Here is an 18293-nt window from a genome sequence, read left to right as displayed (position 1 = left end):
AACGAGGAGGTCAGGAAAGCGTGCCCGTGAGGCGAGGAGACCGCGAACGTGAGCCAGGCAACGGAGCACGACGGCGCAGGGGGTGACATCGATCCCGGCCGGGCGTGGGCGCACTGGATCGACGGCAGGACCGTCGTCTGGGACCTGGACGGGGACCCGGCCGGGTTCGGCCACAGTCTGCTCCTGTCCGGCGAGGGCGGCATCGCCCGCACGGGCGGGGACCTGACCGGCGCCCTCGGGGTCATCCGCCTGTCCCCCGGCTCGCTCACCGCCGCGCAGCTTGCCGTACGGCCTCACCTGGCCGGGCGGACGGCCTTCACGGTCGATCCGCGTGACACGGGCCTGGTCCCCTCAGCGCTGCGCGGCCAGGTGGTCGCCGTACGGCGGGACCCGGCGGGGGCGCCGCTGGCCGCGACCGGGGTGCAGATCGCGGGGGTGCTCGACGACCTCTACCGGGCGGCGGCCGACGCCGAGTTGGGCCCGGTCTGGGAGGACGGCGTTCCCAGGGTCTCGGTCTGGGCCCCGACCGCCAGGGAGGTACGGCTGGCGCTGTACGACACCCCCTCCGGGACGGGCCGTACCGTGCGTCCGATGCTGCGCGACGACGGGACGGGCGTCTGGTCGGTCACCGGCGGCCCGTCGTGGAAGGGTCGCTACTACACCTTCCTGGTCACGGTTCACGCCCCGGCCGCGGGAAAGGTCGTCGTCAACGAGGTCACCGACCCCTACGGCCTGTCGCTGTCGGCCGGCTCAACGCGCAGCCAGTTCGCCGACCTCGCCGACCCCGCCCTGGCCCCGGAGGGCTGGGCCGAACTGCGCAAGCCTCCCGTCACCCGGCACCGGCCGGTGATCCACGAACTGCACGTGCGCGACTTCTCCGCCGGTGACCCGTCGGTCCCCGAGGAGGAGCGGGGCACCTACGCCGCCTTCGCCCGGGACTCCGCGGGGACGGCGGAGCTGCGCTCCCTGGCCCGGGACGGCCTGACCCACGTGCACCTGCTGCCGGTCTTCGACTTCGCCACCGTCCCCGACCGCCGGTCCGAGCGGACCGAGCCGGACGGCGACCTGGCCTCGATGCCGCCGGACTCCGAGCTGCAGCAGGAACGCGTGGCCCTGACCGCGGCGCGGGACTCCTACAACTGGGGCTACGACCCGCTGCACCACACGGTGCCCGAGGGTTCCTACGCCTCCGACCCCGACGGGACGGCGCGGATCGTGGAGTTCCGGCGGATGGTCGCCGAACTGAACCGGATGGGGCTGCGGGTGGTCATGGACGTGGTCTACAACCACGCCTACGCCTGCGGTCAGCACCCCTCGGCCGTGCTCGACCGGCTCGTGCCCGGCTACTACCACCGGTTGCTCGACGACGGCACGGTCGCCACCTCGACCTGCTGCGCGAACACCGCCCCCGAGCACCTCATGATGGGCAGGCTCGTCGTCGACTCCGTCGTCACCTGGGCCCGCGAGTACAAGGTGGACGGCTTCAGGTTCGACCTGATGGGCCACCACCCGAAGGCGAACCTCCTGGCGGTGCGCGAGGCCCTCGACCGGCTCACCCCCGGCGCCGACGGCGTGGACGGCGCCTCGGTCCTGCTGTACGGCGAAGGCTGGGACTTCGGCGAGGTCGCGGGCGGAGCCCGTTTCGAGCAGGCGACCCAGACCGCCATGGCGGGCACCGGGATCGCCACCTTCAGCGACCGGCTGCGGGACGCGGTGCGCGGCGGCGGCCCGTTCGACGCCGACCCGAGGGTGCGGGGCTTCGGCTCCGGCCTGGCGGGACCGCCCGGCGACTCACCCGTGGACGGCACACCCGAGCAGCGGCGGGGGCGGCTGCTGTACTACCAGGACCTGATCAAGGCGGGGCTCGCGGGCAACCTGCGCGACTACGCCTTCACTGCCTCGGACGGCAGGTGGACGCGGGCCTCGGAGATCGGCTACAACGGCGCCCCCGCCGGGTACACCGCCTCACCCGGCGAGGTCGTCACCTATGTGGACGCCCACGACAACGAGACGCTGTTCGACGCGCTGGCCTACAAGCTGCCCAGATCGACGACGATGGCCGACCGGGTGCGGATGCAGACGCTCTCGCTGGCCACCGTACTGTTCGGGCAGGGCCTCGCGTTCGTGCACGCGGGCAGCGAACGGCTCCGCTCCAAGTCCTTCGACCGCAACTCCTACGACTCGGGCGACTGGTTCAACCGGCTGCTGTGGGACCCCGCGCAGGGCAACGGGTTCGGCGCGGGCCTTCCCCCGAGGGCGGGCAACGAGGCCAGGTGGGAGTACGCCAGGCCGCTGCTGGCCGACCCCGCCCTCAGACCGGGCCGCGCGGCGATCCGCTCGGCCAGGGCGAGGTACGGCGAGCTGCTGAGGATCCGCGCCTCGTCCCCCGCCTTCGCGCTCGGCTCCCTCGACGAGGTGCAGGCGCGCCTGTCCTTCCCCGCCGCCGGGACGCGGGAGATCCCCGGCGTGGTGACCATGCATCTGGACTCCGCCGGCCTCGACCCGCACCGGACGTCGCTGACGGTCGTCTTCAACGCGACGCCGGGGACCGTGACGCAGACCGTCGCGGAGCTGGCGGGCGCCCGGGTGAACCTGCACCCCGTCCAGGCCGGCGGCGGCGACCCCGTCGTCCGGAGGTCCGGCTTCGACTCCGCGACCGGCACGCTGAGCGTCCCCGCCCGCACGGTCGCCGTCTTCGTACGGCCCGCGCCCTGAGAGGGGATCACCAGGCCGGGGAGGCGTCCCCGCTCATCAGCCTGGCCAGACCCGGGTAGTCGGCGACGACGCCGTCCCCGTCGAGGGTGAGGTCGGCGCCGAAGCCCTCGCCCTCGAAGCGCACCCGGCCCCGCGCCAGGTGGACGTAACGCTGCGGGTGGCGGGTCACGTGCAGGTGGGGCACCCCGACCCAGGCCGTGACGAGGTCGATCCGCCCGTCGTTGGCGTCGAGACCGTGGCGCAGGATCGGCATGGTGTTGGTCAGCGGAGACAGCGCGAGGTCGCAGTCGAGCGCGTCGCCCAGGGCGTTCACGTCGCCGCCCGGGGACGGCCCGCCCAGGCTCCCCTCCTCCTTGGTCTCGCAGGACCAGGCGCCGTGCACGGAACGGCGCAGGTCGAGCGCCCGGTGCCAGCCCGCGCCGTGGACCCGCACCGACAGCAGCTCGGTGACGTATCCGGTCAGGGTGCGCAGGGTGTACTCAAGGCGGTAGGGCACGGGATCGGTGCCGATCGCCACCCCGACCGCCGTCAGCTCCGCCCCGAGGTCCACTTCGGCGTACTCGGCGCCCCCGTCCTTCATCCACACCAGCCCGCGCATCCGCCGTCCCCTCTCCCCGGATGTCCCCGACCCCTGCGGAACGGCCGTACCCCGGCAGACCATGACGAACCATTGCTCCACGGCGTGTCGCCGCCCGCCCGGCACTTCCGGTGATCGCGAAGTTTCGCCAGGATTGGTCCCGTGAACCGCACAGCCGCACGCCTCGGAGTCCTCCTGCTCGCCGGAGCGGCCGTGGCGGCCGTGCTCCTGGCGCTGCTGACCCCCTTCTCCTCCGGCGGGACACCGCGTGGCCCGAAGATGTCCCCGCCCGGCTCCGGACCGGCGAGCGTCCACGTCAACCGGCTGAGCGAGCGCGACCACGAGCTCACGATCCGCTCGGCCGCGCTGGGACGCGAGGGCATGGTCCGGGTGCTGCTGCCCGGCGGGTGGCGCCCCGGATCGGGGCCGTGGCCGGTGCTGTACCTGCTCAACGGGTGCTGCCAGTCCGAGTACGACGCGTGGACGACCCAGGGGGAGGCCGCCAGGCTCACCTCGGCCTATCCGGTGATCGTGGTCATCCCCGAAGGGGGCCAGGTGGGCTTCTACTCGGACTGGCGGGAGGGCCCCGCCTGGGAGACCTTCCACCTCACCGAGGTCCGCCGCGTCCTGGAGCGCGACTACGGCGCCGGGGACCGCAGGGCGGTGGCGGGGCTGTCCATGGGCGGGCTCGGCGCGATGTCCTACGCGGCCCGTCACCCGGGGATGTTCCGGGCGGCGGCCTCCTTCTCCGGCGTGCTGAACACCCTTGACGGCAACAACGGCGTCGACTGGCTGCTCAACGAGTACGGCGAGGACTCCGCCGACCTGTGGGGCGGCCACCGCGACCCCGCCTGGGCCGAGCACAACCCGGCCGACCTGACCGCCGGGCTGCGCGGGGTCCGGCTCTTCGTCTCCTGCGGGGACGGCACCCCCGGGTCTCTCGACCCGCTGGGCACCGCCCCCGACCGCGGGGAGGCCACCCTGCTGCGTCAGGCGCAGACCTTCGTCAACCGGGCCCAGGCGAACGGCGCGCAGGTCGTGACCGACTTCTACGGCGCCGGAACCCACAGCTGGCCGTACTGGCGGCAGAGCCTGGAACGGGCGTTGCCCATGCTCATGGACTCCATCGGCGCGAGCGCCTGACCGCGTACGGCGACACATCCGGTATGCCCCACACCGCCCTCCGTGTTGGAGCCCCCGGCTCTCCGGAAAGTTAAGACGACCGACTCTGGGCGTTCAGCTCAGTCACCCCTGTCCGGTCACCCCCGTGACTAGCGTTCCTAAAACGCCCCAGCTCAGGGGCATTTGCCGCATGTCACGAGGAGCAACCTTGCGAGTCCTGGCCGTTGTCCCCGCCCGTGGAGGATCAGCGGGCGTCCCGCTGAAGAACCTGGCCGCGGTCGGCGGCACTCCCCTGGTCGCCCGCGCGGTCAAGGCCTGCCTGCGGGCCGAACTGATCGACGAGGTGGTGGTCAGCACCGACCACAGGGGGATCGCCGAGGCGGCCCGTGAGGCGGGGGCGACCGTGATCGAACGTCCCGAGGAGCTGAGCGGCGCGACCGCCTCAAGCGAGTCGGCCGTCCTGCACGTCCTCGACCACCTGTCCGACGTGCCGGACGTGGTCGTCCTGGTGCAGTGCACCAGCGCGTTCATCGACCCGGCCGACCTGGACAGCGCGATCGTCAAGGTCCTCGACGGCACCGCGGACGTGGTGTTCTCCGGGCTGGAGACGCACGAGTTCCTGTGGAGCCCGGCGGGCGCGGGCATCAACCACGACCCCGCGCACCGGCCGCGCCGACAGGACCGCGAGCCCGACTACCGCGAGACCGGCGCCTTCTACGTGATGCGCACCGAGGGCCTGCGCGAGCACGGTCACCGCTTCTTCGGCGCCGTCTCCGTGCAGCCCGTCCCCGCCAGGCACGCCGTCGAGATCGACTCCCCCGAGGACCTGGAGATCGTCAGGGCTCTCGCGCCGTTCGTCGACCTGCCCGAGCCCATCGACGTGGACGCGGTGATCACCGACTTCGACGGCGTGCACACCGACGACCGCGCCTACGTGGACCAGGACGGCCACGAGACGGTCGCGGTCAGCCGCTCCGACGGCATGGGCGTCTCCCTGCTGCGCAGGGCGGGCGTCAAGCTGATGATCATGTCGACCGAGCAGAACCCGGTGGTCACGGCCCGCGCCCGCAAGCTCGGCGTGCCCGTCCTGCAGGGGCTGACCGACAAGCGGACCGTGCTGCGCGACTGGCTGGCCATCGAGGGCATCGACCCCTCCCGCGTCGCCTACGTCGGCAACGACGTCAACGACCTCGGCCCGATGGGCGACGTCGGCTGGCCCGTCGCGGTCCCCGACGCCCACCCCAAGGTCCGCGCCGCCGCCAGGACCGTGCTGACCAGGCCCGGCGGGGCCGGGGCCGTACGGGAACTGTGCGACCGCGTCCTGGCCGCGCGCCCCGCGGCGGAGACGGCCATGGCCCCCGCCCCCAGGACCGAGCTGCGGCTCTCCCCGGTCGCCAAGCCGGTCCAGATCGGCGACGCGCTGGTCGGCTCGGGCCAGCCGGTCTACGTGATCGGCGAGATCGGCATCAACCACAACGGCGACATCGACATCGCGCGCAGGCTCATCGACGTGGCCGCAGAGGCGGGCTGCCAGGCGGTCAAGTTCCAGAAGCGCACCCCGGAGATCTGCGTGCCGCTTGAGCAGCGCGACCAGATCCGGCAGACGCCGTGGGGCGAGATGACCTACATGGAGTACAAGGTCAGGACCGAGTTCGGTCTCGACGAGTACACCGAGATCGCCAGGTACTGCCAGGAGCGCGGCCTGCACTGGTTCGCCTCGCCGTGGGACGTTCCCTCGGTCGAGTTCCTCGAGGCCATGGACGTCGTCACGCACAAGGTCGCCTCGGCCAGCGTCACCGACGTGGAGCTGCTGGAGGCACTGGCCGCGACCAGCAAGCCGATCATCCTCTCGACCGGCATGTCCACCCTTGAGGAGATCGACAGGGCGGTGGAGATCCTCGGCACCTCCAAGCTGGTGCTGATGCACGCGACCTCCACCTACCCCCTGCCGCCCGAGGAGGCCAACCTCCGCACGATCGTCACCCTCCAGGAGCGCTACGGCGTGCCCGTCGGCTACTCCGGCCACGAGCGCGGCCTGCAGATCTCCCTGGCCGCGGTGACGCTGGGCGCGGTGACCGTCGAGCGGCACATCACGCTGGACCGCACCATGTGGGGCTCCGACCACGCCGCCTCGCTCGAACCCTCGGGCCTGGAGCACCTGGTCCGTGACATCCGCATCATCGAGACCGCCCTCGGCGACGGCGTCAAGCGCGTCTTCCCCGGCGAGGAGGCCCCGAAGGCCCGGCTGCGGAGGGTGCGGGTCTGAGTTGCGGCTGTGTCCCCTTGCGCCGCCTTCGGCGTCGCGGGTTGCGCCTCTTTGCGCCGCCTTCGGCGTCGCGGGCTTGGGCGCCTCCGAGTCGGCGCTTTCCCTCGTCACTCCGTCGCTGCGCTCCCGCGTTCCTCAGTCCAAGCACCGACGGCGCCCAAGCCGGACGCTCCTCACGCTTGGCGCCGGTAAGGCACAAGCCTCAACTCCTCACGCGTAGGGCTTAGGAAGTTCTCGCGTGGGGGGTCGAATCACCAGAGAAAACAGAAAAGGGAAAACTTGATCACGTTGTCCGTCGTCGTCCCGGTCAAGGACGCCGAGCTCTACATCTCCGACGCGTTGACCTCCCTGGTCAGGAACGCGCGCAGGGACTTCGAGTTCATCGTGGTCGACGACGGATCGACGGACGCCACCGGGCAGATCATCGAGGACTTCCGCGACGAGCTGCCCGGCCTGGTCGTACTGCACAACGACAGGCCGGTCGGGCTCGCCGACGCCCGCAACCTCGGGACCTCGCTGGCCTCCGGGCGCTACCTGACCTTCATGGACGGCGACGACTGGCTGGCGCCCGGCTACCTCACCGAACTGACCGGGGCGATCGAACGGCTCGGATGTGACTTCGTCCGGGTGGACCACGTCCAGGCCGAGGGGCGCAAACGGGTGATCCACCGGGCGCCGCTCGCCGTACGGGAGACGGTGCTGAAGCCCCGCGACCACATCCTGCCCACCGGGGTGAAGACGATGGTCGACTACCCCTACGCGTGGGCCGGGATCTACCGCCGCGACCTGGGTGAGCTGCTGACCTTCCCCGGGCACCTGCACACCGCCGAGGACCGGCCGTGGATCTGGCGCCTGCACCGGCAGGCGGGCTCGTTCGCGGTGGTCTCGCTCGCGGGCCTGTTCTACCGCAGGATGGTCACCGGCTCGCTGACCCAGGTGGGCGACGCCAGGCAGCTGCACTTCTTCGACGCCTTCGACCTGGTCCTCTCCGATCTGGAGGAGGAGTTCGCCCCGAAGGCGGTGCGCACCTTCTGCGCCCTCCTGGCCCACCACCTGGAGCTGGCCGACCGCTTCTCCCCCGACCTGCGCGCCCGCTTCGAGAAGCGCGGCGCCGACGCCCTCAGGCGGTTACCCTCCGACCTGCTCGCCGCGGGCCGGCTGGAGCCGGAGCGCGACCAGATCCTGCGGACACTGCTGGAGACCCGATGACACAGCTGTTCTACGCCTCGACGCTGTTCGGCGCGATGACGCTCGGGGCGGCGATCGACGAGGGGCTCTTCGGCCCGCACCCGGGCCGAAGGATCCTGCTGGTCTCGAACAACGCGGCCATCCCGGAGATCACCCCCTCCCTCGACCAGGCCCCCGGCTTCGCCGCGCTGCGCCCCCGGTTCGACGAGGTGTGGTCGTGGAACGACATCGTGGCGCCGCTGCACCCCTCCGACTGGAAGGCCCGCATCATCGAGGTCCCGATGCTGGGCCGTCTCCTGCGTTCCCATCTCTCCCTTGAGGAAGGGCCCCAGGAACTGGTCCTGGAGTCCATCGCGGTGCCGCCCGCCAGGACGATCGCCGGTCTGGTCAAGGACTGCCCGATCACGGTCTACTCCGACGGCCTGATGAGCTACGGCCCGACCCGCGACCCCCTGCCGCAGGAGATCTCGGGGCGGATCACCCGCCTGCTCCACCTGGACCTCGTGCCTGGTCTGTCGCCGCTGCTGCTCTCCGAGTACGGCGTACCCGCGGTCTCCCTGCCCGACCGGGCCTTCCTTGACGTCCTCGCCCAGGCGGAACGGCTCGCGCACGGCACACGGGATCTTCCCCGCGGTCAGGCGATCATCCTCGGCCAGTACCTGTCGGCGCTCGACATCGTCACCCAGGACGAGGAGGCCGGATTGCACGCGGACATGCTGCGCGGCCTGGCCGCCAGAGGGTTCCGCTCTGTGCTGTTCAAGCCGCACCCGGCGGGCGGGCGGCGGCACGCCCAGCGGCTTCGCGAGACGGCCGCGGAGCTGGGGGTGGAGCTGACGGTCGTCGGGGAGAGCGTCCCCGCCGAGTCGTGTTTCGCCGCGCTTGAACCCGAGCTGGTCGTCGGCTGCTTCTCCACCGCCCTGGTGACCGCGAGCAGGCAGTTCGGGCTGCCGGTCGCGACGTTCGGAGGCGACCTGGTGCTCGAACGGCTGGCGCCGTACGAGAACAGCAACCGTGTCCCGGTCACGATCACCGACGCCCTGCTCCCCCGCCTGTCCCCCGACGGGTCGCTGGAGGAGCCGCCCCCGGTCGATCTTCCCGCGCTGGTGGGCGCCGTCGGCTACTGCATGCAGAGCACCGTCCACCCCGGGCTGCGTGAGCGGGCCGTCGCGTATCTGGAGGCCAACGGCCCCGCCCGCTACTTCAAGCGTCAGCGCCTGACGGCCCTGGACCTGCTCCCCACCGCGCCTTCCCCGGAGCCGGGCCCCCTGGGCAAAATCCGCCGCCGTCTCTCCAAAGCCCTCTCCTGACCCCTCGGCACCCCGCTCCCGGCCCCCAGCGTGAGGGGTTTGGTCTTGCGCCCTACCGGCCTACCGGCCCCCAGCGTGAGGGGTTCCGGCTTGGGCGCGTCGGTGCTTGGACTGAGGAACGCAGGAGCGAAGCGACGGAGTGACGAGGGAAAGCACCGACCCGAAGGCGCCCAAGCCCCGCGACGCCGCAGGCGGCGCAAAGAGGCACTTCCTACAGCTTCAGGTAGCGGCGCATGCGGCGTTTGGCTCGGTAGCCGACTCGGAGGACGTTGGGCGGCACCTCCACGCGCAGGCGGGCGCGCCGGCGGGCGGCGGCGTACTGCGGGCCGTCCAGCAGGGAGGTCGCGGGGACGAGGCGTCCCGAGCGGGACTGGCCGACGAGGGCGACCATCTGCGACACCCAGTCGCTCTCGCCGTTCGGGTGGAAGTAGTTCGCCCTGCACCAGGCCTCGTCCGGAGTGTGGAAGCGGCCCTGAGCCAGGTCGTCCATGGTGCCGAGCAGACCGCTTCCCTCGAAGACCAGGTTGATCATCTCGGCGCTGACGCCGAAGTCGGACAGCACCAGCAGCGGCACGTCCTGGGCGATGGCCTCCAGCGCGGCGGTCGAGCTGACGGTGACGAACCCGGCGGCGTGCGCCAGGTGCTCGTGCATGGCTCCGGCGGCGAAACGCACCGCGCCGGGACGGACCCGGCCCTCGGCCTCCAGGGCCTGCCACAGGCGCTGGTAGTTGTGGCGTTCGTTGTGCGTCTGGCGTTCGTTGTCCAGGGCGCGCAGTTTGACGACCACGTCCAGGTCGGGGCGCCGTCCGGCCAGGTCGGCCAGCGCGAGCAGGATCCGCTCCCTGTCCTCCCTGCGCTTGGGCACCTTGGCCTGGGTGGCGAACACGACGCGGTCGCGGGGCCCCGCCGCGGGGACCTGCCCGCTGTCGCGCAGGAACGGCAGCCGGGTGAGGCCGATCTGTCCTCCGCCGCCGAGTTCCTTGCCGATGGTGGAGAACTCCTCGACCTCCCGCCCGCTGTGCAGGACGAACAGGTCGCATCCGCTGCGGAAGATCCATGCCTTCTCGGTCGCCGGGATGGAGATGCCCGGCAGGCCGGAGACGAAGACGGGCCGTGGCGTGAGGCCGGAGAGGACCTCGCTGACCAGCACGTCCACCACGGGCCCGGTGCAGGCGACCAGCACCACGTCGGGCTTGAACCGCTCGGCGGCCCTGCGCAGGGCTCTGGCGGACAGCACCGGCGGGTCACCGGCCGCGCCGGCCACGGCCGCGTGGATCTGGGCCGGTGAGGGCGTGATGGGGGTACGGATCACCGTCAGCTCCGCCGTACAGCCCGAGGGCAGGCCCTCAAGCAGGTAGGCGGCCCACTTCAGGTAGGAATCCGAGTCGGCCACGGCCAGGACCTTCAACCTGTGACTCCAGTGTCGTGATGGGCGAACATCGATAGGTGCGTTCTGAGGGAGGGCGCCGCCTGGGCGGTCCACCACTCGTCGGGGACGTCCACGGTCTCCACGACGACGCCGCGGGCCGAAAGCAGGACGCGCAGGGAGGTGACCGCGGTCGAGGGCAGGCTCAGGACCCGCTGCTCGGCCTCCAGCCCGCGCAGCGTCATCTCCGCGGGGGCGCCGCCGTCGTAGACGGTGATCCCGGGCTGCCGTCCGACCCTGGCGAGGTCGCCGGGGTCCTCTCTGCGGTGCGGGAAGTAGGCGACGGGCCCGGTCGAGCCGAGTCCGGCCAGCCAGCCGAAGTAGTGCTCGCGGTGGATGAGGCCGTTGCGGACCAGGGAGGTGCCCAGGACGACGGTGCGTTCCCTCGGCCCCGGTCTGCGCATGGGCTGGGACCTGAGCCAGGCGAAGTCGTGGGTGACCAGTTCGGCCCCTCGTGCGCGTACGGCCCGCGCCAGGTCGTCGGGGACGGGAAGCGCCGTGAAGATCGACAGGCGGCCTGACCGGGCGGCCGCCCGCAGCCGTATGCCCGCGGCCGAGCCGAGCACCTTCCTGAGCGGTCCCGGGGTGGCTCTGGCCCGGAGCAGGGGCGTCCAGAACCGCCCGGTGAGCAGTTCCAGGAGCCTGATCGTGGCGAGCCCGTCGTCGACGATCACGATCCGTCCGGGCAGGGCGGTGAGCCAGGCCGCCTGGACCTTGCCGGAGAAGGCGTCGCCGACCGCCCAGCTCGTGCCCCTGCGGGGCCTGGGCATCTCGGGTGAGGGCTCGTCGAGTTCGAGCCCGGCCGGTGGGCCGAGTTTGGCGATCTCACGGCGGGTGACGGCCAGCGGGCGCAGCCCGGCCCTGGGCACCACCCGTGCGTGGGCGCCGAGCAGCCCCGCGTGGTGGGCCTCCACGGCGCAGAGCATCTGCAGCGGGGACTCCACCCAGGCAACGGCCGAACCCTGCTCCCGCGCGTGGTCTCGACCGTCCTCCACGCCGGGCGATGACCCGTTCACGACCGCCTCACCGTAACCCGGACGTCTTACGGCGCCGGGAACTACGGGTGAACACACGAATATGCCCTCTTGCGGGGCGTACCCGTGACGATCCGCCGTCATGTACGAAACCGTTTCGTACAGCCGGCCTCGGAGGTGCCGATCATGCGGACCGCTGATGACATCCCCGGCTGTCCGGCAGTACGGCACCGGTCACGGGTGACGGCAGTGGGATGGGGCCGCCGCCGCTTCGGCGCCTACCGCAGGCCCAAACCGGCCGATCCGCTGTTCGCCCTCGAACCGCGGCGCCCGGCCGGCGGCGAACCGCTCAGCCCGGCCGCTGTGGATCGCCTCCGAGGAGCTCACGGGCGTACGGTTCGCCGCACTCGCGTCACGCCCCTGACCGGCCGGGGCCGGGAGCGCCCCCTCCGGACGGGTAAAGGGACCCCCTCTTGACCCGGCGAAGGAGAGGTCGGCCAAAAGATCTACGTTTACCTGGCACGCGAAGTCCTCACCCTTGCCCTTTACCGTGCCCGGCATGACGGGATCCCCTTTCCCGCAGGGGATCGCGTCACCAAAAGGGAGATCGTCCCGGGCGGGTGAGGGCCCAGTCTTCCCCCTCGAACGGGGCCCATTCCCAAGCCAAGGCAATGTGTCGGACTTGTAATCGTCTGTCCGGTTCGCGTACGTTCAACGAATTCGCGGCGAACGCCCAGACCTTCGCAGGTCAGCGCATTGCCACGACATTGCCCGACCGTGCTCCACCAGGGGGACATCCGCCTGATGGACACGGCCGCCGAATCCGCAAGTCTCGCGGAACCGGGGACCCAAGTCCTTTGGGGTGAATCAGCGCATATGCGCTGTAGGACACTTTCCAGTCCGAACCCGTCAGCTAACCCGGTAGGCGGCATGGAAGCGACGCAAGGAGCAGTACCCCATGGCCAAGCACCGCCTTACCTCCACCCCCAAGACGCACTACCTGGCCCGTGTCGTCCTCGGCACCGCCATCGCCCTCAGCGGCGGGATCGTCGCCGGTGGACCCGCCCTGGCGGACACCCCCGAGCAGACGTCCGCCGCCGTCCAGAACGCGAGCGTGGACACCGCCAAGACCGGCCTCCAGGCCACGGCCGAGCGCCTGCCCAAGGTGACCGCCCAGCAGGTTCTGAACATCGCCTCCCAGCAGATCGGCGTCAGCGAGAACGCCCAGGGCGGCGGCACCAAGTTCCACTCCTGGTACATGTCCAGTGAGCGCGCCAAGGAGACCACCGCCCGCGACGGCGGCCGCGTCCAGGACTACGCCAACGCCCCCTGGTGCGCGATGTTCGTCTCCTGGGTCGGCGAGCAGGCCGGCATCCGCCCCACCATGGGCTGGGACGCCTACACCGTCACCCACGCCAAGTGGTTCAGGGACAACGGTCACTGGGGCACCACTCCCAAGCCCGGCGCCGTCGTCTACTTCGACTGGAAGGGCGGCAAGGACCTCGACGGGATCGACCACGTCGGCTTCGTGAAGCAGGACAACGGCAACGGCACGATCACCACGATCGAGGGCAACACCGGCAACGGCAAGGTCGAGCAGCGCATCCGTCCGACCTCCCAGGTCGTCGGCTACGGCTACCCGGTCTACAGCGGCTGACCCCACCCCTCCCTCCGTACGGCCCCCGCCGTACGAGACCCCCATCCGCGGCGGACTCCCCGCCCGCCGCGGCGGTGATCCCCCGAATCCGGAAAGGGCCGTGGCTCCCCGAGCCACGGCCCTTTCGGCATCCCACCCTCCGGTCAATATGGGAGCGCTCCCAAAAGGGAGTACGTCCGCTTTGTAGCCATTTATGCCCATGAGTCGCGAGATATTCGGACAGGGGTAACGGTTGCGTCTCGCCGTATTGACGTCTGCCCACCCGTCGGCCACGCTTCGTGGGAGCGCTCCCAACACGTTGAGGAACCGCCTCGTCGCAGAGCCGCGTCTGTCGGGGACCGGCCCGCGGCGACACCTCCCACCGATTCGGGCGAACGACCTGAGAGGGGTCCGGAATGTTGAACCACAGGCGGCGCGGCAGGCTCGCCGCGGTCACGACGGTCACGGCCGCGGCGCTGGCCTTGACCTCGTGCGGTTCCGGCGGGACGGACGGGCCCGCGTCCACGGTGGCCGAACCGGTCACCGTCACCGTGCACACCTTCGGCGGCGGCGAGAACTTCGGCTACGACAAGGCCGCCCAGACCTGGAACGCCGCCCACCCCGGCATCCAGATCAGATACCAGAACCTGACCGACCGCTTCGAGGACGTCTACCTGCCCCAGTTGCTCCAGCGGTTGCAGGCGGGCAGCGGCGCGGCCGACGTGGTCGCCCTGGACGAGGGCGCGATGGGCCTGATGAAGGCCCGCCCGCAGTTCTTCACCGACCTCGGGCAGTACGGCCTCGGAAGCCGCAAGGCCGACTTCCCCCTGGCCAAGTGGGACAACGGCGTCAACGCCGAGGGCAAGCTGTTCGCCCTCGGCACCGACATCGGCGGCATGACCATGTGCTACCGCACCGACCTGTTCGGGAAGGCGGGCCTGCCCACGGACCGCGAGGAGGTCGGCAGGCTCTGGCCCGACTGGAAGTCCTTCATGGACGTCGGCAGGAAATTCCAGGCCGCCAATCCCGGAAAGGACGCGCCGCGCTTCCTGGACGGCCCGAACACCCTCTACAACGTGATCCTCGCCCAGGAGGCGCAGAAGAACGGCGACATCACCTACATCGACACGTCCAACAAGCTCGTCATCGACGCCAACCCCGCCGTGAGGACCGCCTTCGACACGGTCAGGAGCTTCAGCGAGGCCGGGCTGACCGCCAAGCTGGCCTCCTTCACCCCGCCCTGGAACGCCGCCATCAAGAAGGGCGGCTTCGCCACGATGGGCTGCCCCGCCTGGATGCTCGGCGTGGTCTCCGGCGCCGCGGGCGAGTCGGGCAAGGGGAAGTGGGACGTCGCGACGGTGCCGGGAGGCGCGGGCAACTGGGGCGGCTCCTACCTGGCCGTGCCGAAGCAGAGCAAGCACCCGAAGGAGGCCGCCGAGGTGGTGAACTACCTCACCGGCAAGGAGGGCCAGGTCATGGCCTTCCAGGAGGCCGCCGCCTTCCCCAGTTCCCTGCCCGCCCAGCGGGACCCGGCGGTCGGGGACCTGAGGAACCCGTTCTTCAACGACGCGCCGACCGGCCGGATCTTCGGCGCGTCGGTCGAGAACCTGCAGCCGGTCTTCCTCGGCGAGAAGCACGCCCAGGTGAAGACCGCGGTCGAGAAGATCCTTGAGGGCATGGACCAGGGCTCGGTCCCCTACGACCAGGCCTGGCAGAGGTTCCTCGACGCCGGGGTCAAGGCGGCCGGCTGATCCACTTCCCCACCGGTCCCGTCGCCCCGGGACCGGTGGGGCCCGCAGAGAAACCAGCCAGGAAAGCCCCCGAAAGGCCGATCGATGACCCCGTACGCCGAAACCCCGGCCCAGGCCGGGCCCGGTGAGCGCCCGCCCGACGCGAGGAGACGGGACGGCGCGCTGTTCGCCAGGTTCGACCTGTTGGTCACCCCCTATCTCTTTGTCTCGCCGTACTTCGTGTTGTTCGTCCTCTTCGGGGTCTTCCCGCTCGGCTACACCCTGTGGGTCTCGCTGCACGACTGGGAGCTCGCCGGGGACAGGACCTTCGTGGGGGCGGGCAACTACCTGTCCCTGGTCGCCGACGAGGCCTTCTGGAACGCGGTGGTCAACACACTCGGGATGTTCGTCATCTCGACGATCCCGCAGCTCGTGCTGGCGCTGCTGCTGGCCAACGCCCTCAACAAGCGCATCCGGGGCAGGCTCGCCCTCCGCATGGGCGTGCTGCTGCCGCTGGTGACCTCCGTCGTCGCGGTCGCCGTCGTCTTCACCCAGCTCTACGGGCGTGACTACGGCATGGTCAACTGGTTCCTCGGCCTCTTCGGAGTCGACGCGGTCAACTGGCAGAACGAGAAGTGGTCCGCGTGGATCGCGATCTCCACGATGGTCGACTGGCGCTGGACCGGCTACAACGCGATCATCCTGCTGGCCGCCATGCAGACCATCCCCAGGGACCTGTACGAGGCGGCCTCCCTCGACGGCGCGAGCGTCAGGCGGCAGTTCTGGCGGATCACCGTCCCGATGCTGCGCCCGACGATCGTCTTCACCGTGTTCGTCTCGACCATCGGCGGCCTGACGCTGTTCACCGAACCGGTCATGTTCGACGGCAACCCGACGATGAGCGGCGGCGCGACCGGCCAGTACCAGACGGTGGCGATGTTCGTCGTCAAGGAGGCCTTCCGTGACTTCGACCTCGGATACGCCTCCGCCGCCGCCTGGCTGCTGTTCGTGCTGATCCTGCTCGGCACGCTCGTCAACCACCTGTTCACCCGCCGCATCGGAGGCGCCGGATGAGCCGCCCAGGGGACGCGGGACCGCTGACGAGGGCCACGCTCGCCCTCGCCGTCGTGATCTCCGCCTTTCCCGTCTACTACATGTTCGTCATGGCCACCCGGACCAACGAGGAGGCGATCGATGTTCCCCCGCCGCTGCTGCCCGGCGGCCACCTGGGGGAGAACGTCGCCCGGCTGCTCGCGGCCGAGGACGCCCACTTCCTCACCGGCCTGGTCAACTCGGCCGTCGTCTCGGTCACCGTGACCGTCTCGGTCGTGTTCATCTCCACGCTGGCCGGGTTCGCCTTCGCCAAGCTGCGTTTCCGGGGCGGGCGGGCGCTGCTCGGGCTGATCCTGGTGACGATGATGGTCCCGCTCCAGCAGATGGGCGTGGTCCCGCTGTACGAGCTCATGGTGACCCTCGGCTGGACCGGTCAGCTCAAGGCGGTGATCCTGCCCTTCCTGGTCAACGGGTTCGGGGTCTTCATGATGACCCAGTACGCCTCCCAGGCGGTGCCGGACGAACTGGTCGAGGCCGCCCGCGTCGACGGCGCCTCGACGGCGGGCGTCTACGCCCGGGTGATCCTGCCCGCGCTCAGGCCGGGCATGGCCGTACTGGCGCTGCTGGTCTTCATGCAGACCTGGAACGAGTTCATGTGGCCGTTGATCGTGCTGGACCCGGACAACCCCGTGGTGCAGACCTCGATCGCCGCGCTCAACCAGGCCCACGGTACCGACTACGTCATGTTGTTCACCGGCACGGCGGTCTCGGTCCTGCCTCTTTTCATTGTTTTCGTCGTGTTCGGCCGTCAGATCGTCGGCGGTCTCATGGAAGGTGCGGTCAAGGCGTGACGACGCAGCAGACACAGGATCAGGAGCTGAGGTTCCCGGAGGGATTCGCCTGGGGAGCGGCGACCTCCGCCTACCAGATCGAGGGCGCGGTCTCCGAGGACGGACGCGGCAGGTCCATCTGGGACACCTTCGCCCGCCTGCCGGGGCGGGTGGTGAACGGTGAGAACGCCGACGTCGCCGTCGACCACTACCACCGCTACCGCGACGACGTCCGGCTGATGGCCCGGCTCGGCCTGGGCGCCTACCGCTTCTCCGTCTCCTGGCCGCGCGTCCAGCCGGACGGCGCGGGAGCGGTCAACCAGCGGGGGCTCGACTTCTACCGCAGGCTGGTCGACGAGTTGCTCGGCCAGGGGATCGACCCGTGGGTGACGCTCTACCACTGGGACCTGCCCCAGGCCCTGGAGGACGCGGGAGGCTGGCCCGCGCGGGACACCGCCCTGCGGTTCGCCGACTACGCGGCGGCCGTACACGACGCGCTCGGCGACCGGGTGCGCAACTGGAGCACGGTCAACGAGCCGTGGTGCGCGGCCTTCCTCGGTTACGCCTCCGGGGAGCACGCCCCAGGGCGGCGGGAACCCGCGCGGGCGGTCCGGGCCGCCCACCACCTGCTGCTCGGCCACGGGCTGGCCATGGCCGCCATGCGTGCCCAGCGGGCCAGCAGCCGGATCGGCGGCTGCGTGAACCTCTACGCCGTCTCGCCGCTGACGCGCTCGGCGACCGACCTGGACGCCGCCCGCCGCATCGACGGCCTGCAGAACCGTCTCTTCCTGGACGCGCTGCTCAGGGGGGAGTATCCGGCGGACGTCCTGGCGGACCTCGGGGAGGCCGCTGAGGGGCTCGCCGAGGAGGGGGACATGGAGATCGTCTCCGCCCCGATGGACATGCTGCTGATCAACTACTACAGCCGGTTCACCGTCTCCGGGACCCCGGGGGGCGCGGTCTCTGCCGCGGCGGCGCCGACGGACACCGGCTCGCCCTGGGTGGGCAGCGAGCACGTCTCGTTCGCCGGAAGCGGGCGGCCGGTGACCGGCATGGGCTGGGAGATCGACCACGACGGGCTGCGGGAGGTCCTGCTGCGGGTCGCCGGGGACTACCCCCGGATCCCCCTGGTGGTCTCCGAGAACGGCGCGGCCTTCGACGACGTCGCCGACGCCGACGGCTTCGTGCGGGACCCGGAGCGCAGGGACTACATCGAGGCCCACCTGCGCGCCTGTCACGCCGCGATCGGGCAGGGGGCGCCGCTCGTCGGCTACTTCGCCTGGTCGCTGCTGGACAACTTCGAGTGGGCCTGGGGGTACGGCAAGCGCTTCGGGCTGGTGCGCGTCGACTACCCGACGCAGCGCAGAGTTCCCAAGGAGAGCGCCCTTTGGTATGCCGAGACAATCAGGCGTGGAGGCCTGACCGGTCCTGCACAATGAAGTCCGGAGAATCTTTCATGGGGGCGAGAA

Annotated in this window: 13 protein-coding genes and 1 riboswitch; of the genes, 10 read left to right on the top strand and 3 right to left on the bottom strand. The window is 70.9% G+C overall.

The window, feature by feature from the left end:
• Positions 1-48: 48 nt before the first annotated feature.
• On the top strand, positions 49-2715 hold the full coding sequence (pulA, locus tag ACFYY8_RS06610; RefSeq protein WP_390037844.1) for a pullulanase-type alpha-1,6-glucosidase: 2667 nt from the start codon (positions 49-51) through the stop codon (positions 2713-2715).
• A 7-nt stretch (positions 2716-2722) separates the two neighbouring features.
• Here the strand turns inward: pulA and ACFYY8_RS06605 are convergent, their stop codons facing one another.
• Complete coding sequence (locus tag ACFYY8_RS06605) at positions 2723-3313, bottom strand: putative glycolipid-binding domain-containing protein (protein ID WP_390037842.1); 591 nt, start codon at positions 3311-3313, stop codon at positions 2723-2725.
• A gap of 141 nt (positions 3314-3454) precedes the next feature.
• On the opposite strand from ACFYY8_RS06605, the gene ACFYY8_RS06600 reads away from it, so the two are divergent.
• The 4 genes from ACFYY8_RS06600 to ACFYY8_RS06585 all read left to right on the top strand — a co-directional run bounded on the left by ACFYY8_RS06600 (position 3455) and on the right by ACFYY8_RS06585 (position 9175).
• The gene (locus tag ACFYY8_RS06600) at positions 3455-4435 is read left to right on the top strand and encodes an alpha/beta hydrolase (RefSeq protein WP_390037840.1); all 981 of its coding nucleotides are present in this window, start codon (positions 3455-3457) and stop codon (positions 4433-4435) included.
• 187 nt (positions 4436-4622) lie between these two features.
• A complete protein-coding gene (locus tag ACFYY8_RS06595; RefSeq protein WP_390037838.1) occupies positions 4623-6680 on the top strand; it encodes an N-acetylneuraminate synthase family protein in 2058 nt (685 codons plus the stop codon).
• A 279-nt stretch (positions 6681-6959) separates the two neighbouring features.
• Positions 6960-7889: a glycosyltransferase family 2 protein gene (locus ACFYY8_RS06590; RefSeq protein ID WP_390037836.1), complete on the top strand. Its 930-nt coding sequence runs from the start codon at positions 6960-6962 to the stop codon at positions 7887-7889.
• The gene (locus ACFYY8_RS06585) at positions 7886-9175 is read left to right on the top strand and encodes a polysialyltransferase family glycosyltransferase (protein ID WP_390037834.1); all 1290 of its coding nucleotides are present in this window, start codon (positions 7886-7888) and stop codon (positions 9173-9175) included. The genes ACFYY8_RS06590 and ACFYY8_RS06585 overlap by 4 nt, the downstream gene beginning before the upstream one ends.
• Before the next feature lie 211 nt (positions 9176-9386).
• On the opposite strand, the gene ACFYY8_RS06580 is transcribed toward ACFYY8_RS06585, so the two are convergent.
• Entirely contained in the window at positions 9387-10568 is a 1182-nt protein-coding gene (locus ACFYY8_RS06580; RefSeq protein ID WP_390037832.1) for a DUF6716 putative glycosyltransferase, read from the bottom strand.
• 11 nt (positions 10569-10579) lie between these two features.
• Positions 10580-11617, bottom strand: a complete 1038-nt coding sequence (locus tag ACFYY8_RS06575) for a hypothetical protein (RefSeq protein ID WP_390037830.1) — start codon at positions 11615-11617, stop codon at positions 10580-10582.
• Positions 11618-12380: 763 nt separating this feature from the next.
• A riboswitch (cyclic di-AMP (ydaO/yuaA leader) is annotated at positions 12381-12518 on the top strand.
• 15 nt (positions 12519-12533) lie between these two features.
• On the opposite strand from ACFYY8_RS06575, the gene ACFYY8_RS06570 reads away from it, so the two are divergent.
• From ACFYY8_RS06570 to ACFYY8_RS06550, 5 genes are all read left to right on the top strand, one after another.
• Positions 12534-13232, top strand: coding sequence for a CHAP domain-containing protein (locus tag ACFYY8_RS06570; RefSeq protein WP_390037828.1), 699 nt, complete (start codon positions 12534-12536; stop codon positions 13230-13232).
• Positions 13233-13627: 395 nt separating this feature from the next.
• On the top strand, positions 13628-14962 hold the full coding sequence (locus tag ACFYY8_RS06565) for an ABC transporter substrate-binding protein (RefSeq protein ID WP_390037826.1): 1335 nt from the start codon (positions 13628-13630) through the stop codon (positions 14960-14962).
• An 84-nt stretch (positions 14963-15046) separates the two neighbouring features.
• Positions 15047-16015, top strand: coding sequence for a carbohydrate ABC transporter permease (locus ACFYY8_RS06560; protein ID WP_390037824.1), 969 nt, complete (start codon positions 15047-15049; stop codon positions 16013-16015).
• Positions 16012-16845: a carbohydrate ABC transporter permease gene (locus ACFYY8_RS06555; RefSeq protein WP_390037822.1), complete on the top strand. Its 834-nt coding sequence runs from the start codon at positions 16012-16014 to the stop codon at positions 16843-16845. Before ACFYY8_RS06560 ends, ACFYY8_RS06555 begins: the two co-directional genes overlap by 4 nt.
• Entirely contained in the window at positions 16842-18263 is a 1422-nt protein-coding gene (locus tag ACFYY8_RS06550) for a GH1 family beta-glucosidase (protein WP_390037820.1), read from the top strand. The genes ACFYY8_RS06555 and ACFYY8_RS06550 overlap by 4 nt, the downstream gene beginning before the upstream one ends.
• The last annotated feature ends 30 nt before the right edge of the window (positions 18264-18293 follow it).

This window comes from Streptosporangium sp. NPDC001559 (genome assembly GCF_042893955.1).
In the GTDB taxonomy this organism is placed as follows: domain Bacteria; phylum Actinomycetota; class Actinomycetes; order Streptosporangiales; family Streptosporangiaceae; genus Streptosporangium.
Note: the sequence above shows the minus strand (reverse complement) of the source record. Positions and strands in the feature narration are given on the sequence as shown.

What these genes read in the sequence shown, in the direction of transcription:
- ACFYY8_RS06605 (WP_390037842.1), bottom strand. Translation starts at nt 3,313, where the DNA reads ATGCGCGGGCTGGTGTGGATGAAGGACGGGGGCGCCGAGTACGCCGAA.
- ACFYY8_RS06585 (WP_390037834.1), top strand. Translation starts at nt 7,886, where the DNA reads ATGACACAGCTGTTCTACGCCTCGACGCTGTTCGGCGCGATGACGCTC.
- ACFYY8_RS06570 (WP_390037828.1), top strand. Translation starts at nt 12,534, where the DNA reads ATGGCCAAGCACCGCCTTACCTCCACCCCCAAGACGCACTACCTGGCC.
- ACFYY8_RS06565 (WP_390037826.1), top strand. Translation starts at nt 13,628, where the DNA reads ATGTTGAACCACAGGCGGCGCGGCAGGCTCGCCGCGGTCACGACGGTC.
- ACFYY8_RS06560 (WP_390037824.1), top strand. Translation starts at nt 15,047, where the DNA reads ATGACCCCGTACGCCGAAACCCCGGCCCAGGCCGGGCCCGGTGAGCGC.
- ACFYY8_RS06555 (WP_390037822.1), top strand. Translation starts at nt 16,012, where the DNA reads ATGAGCCGCCCAGGGGACGCGGGACCGCTGACGAGGGCCACGCTCGCC.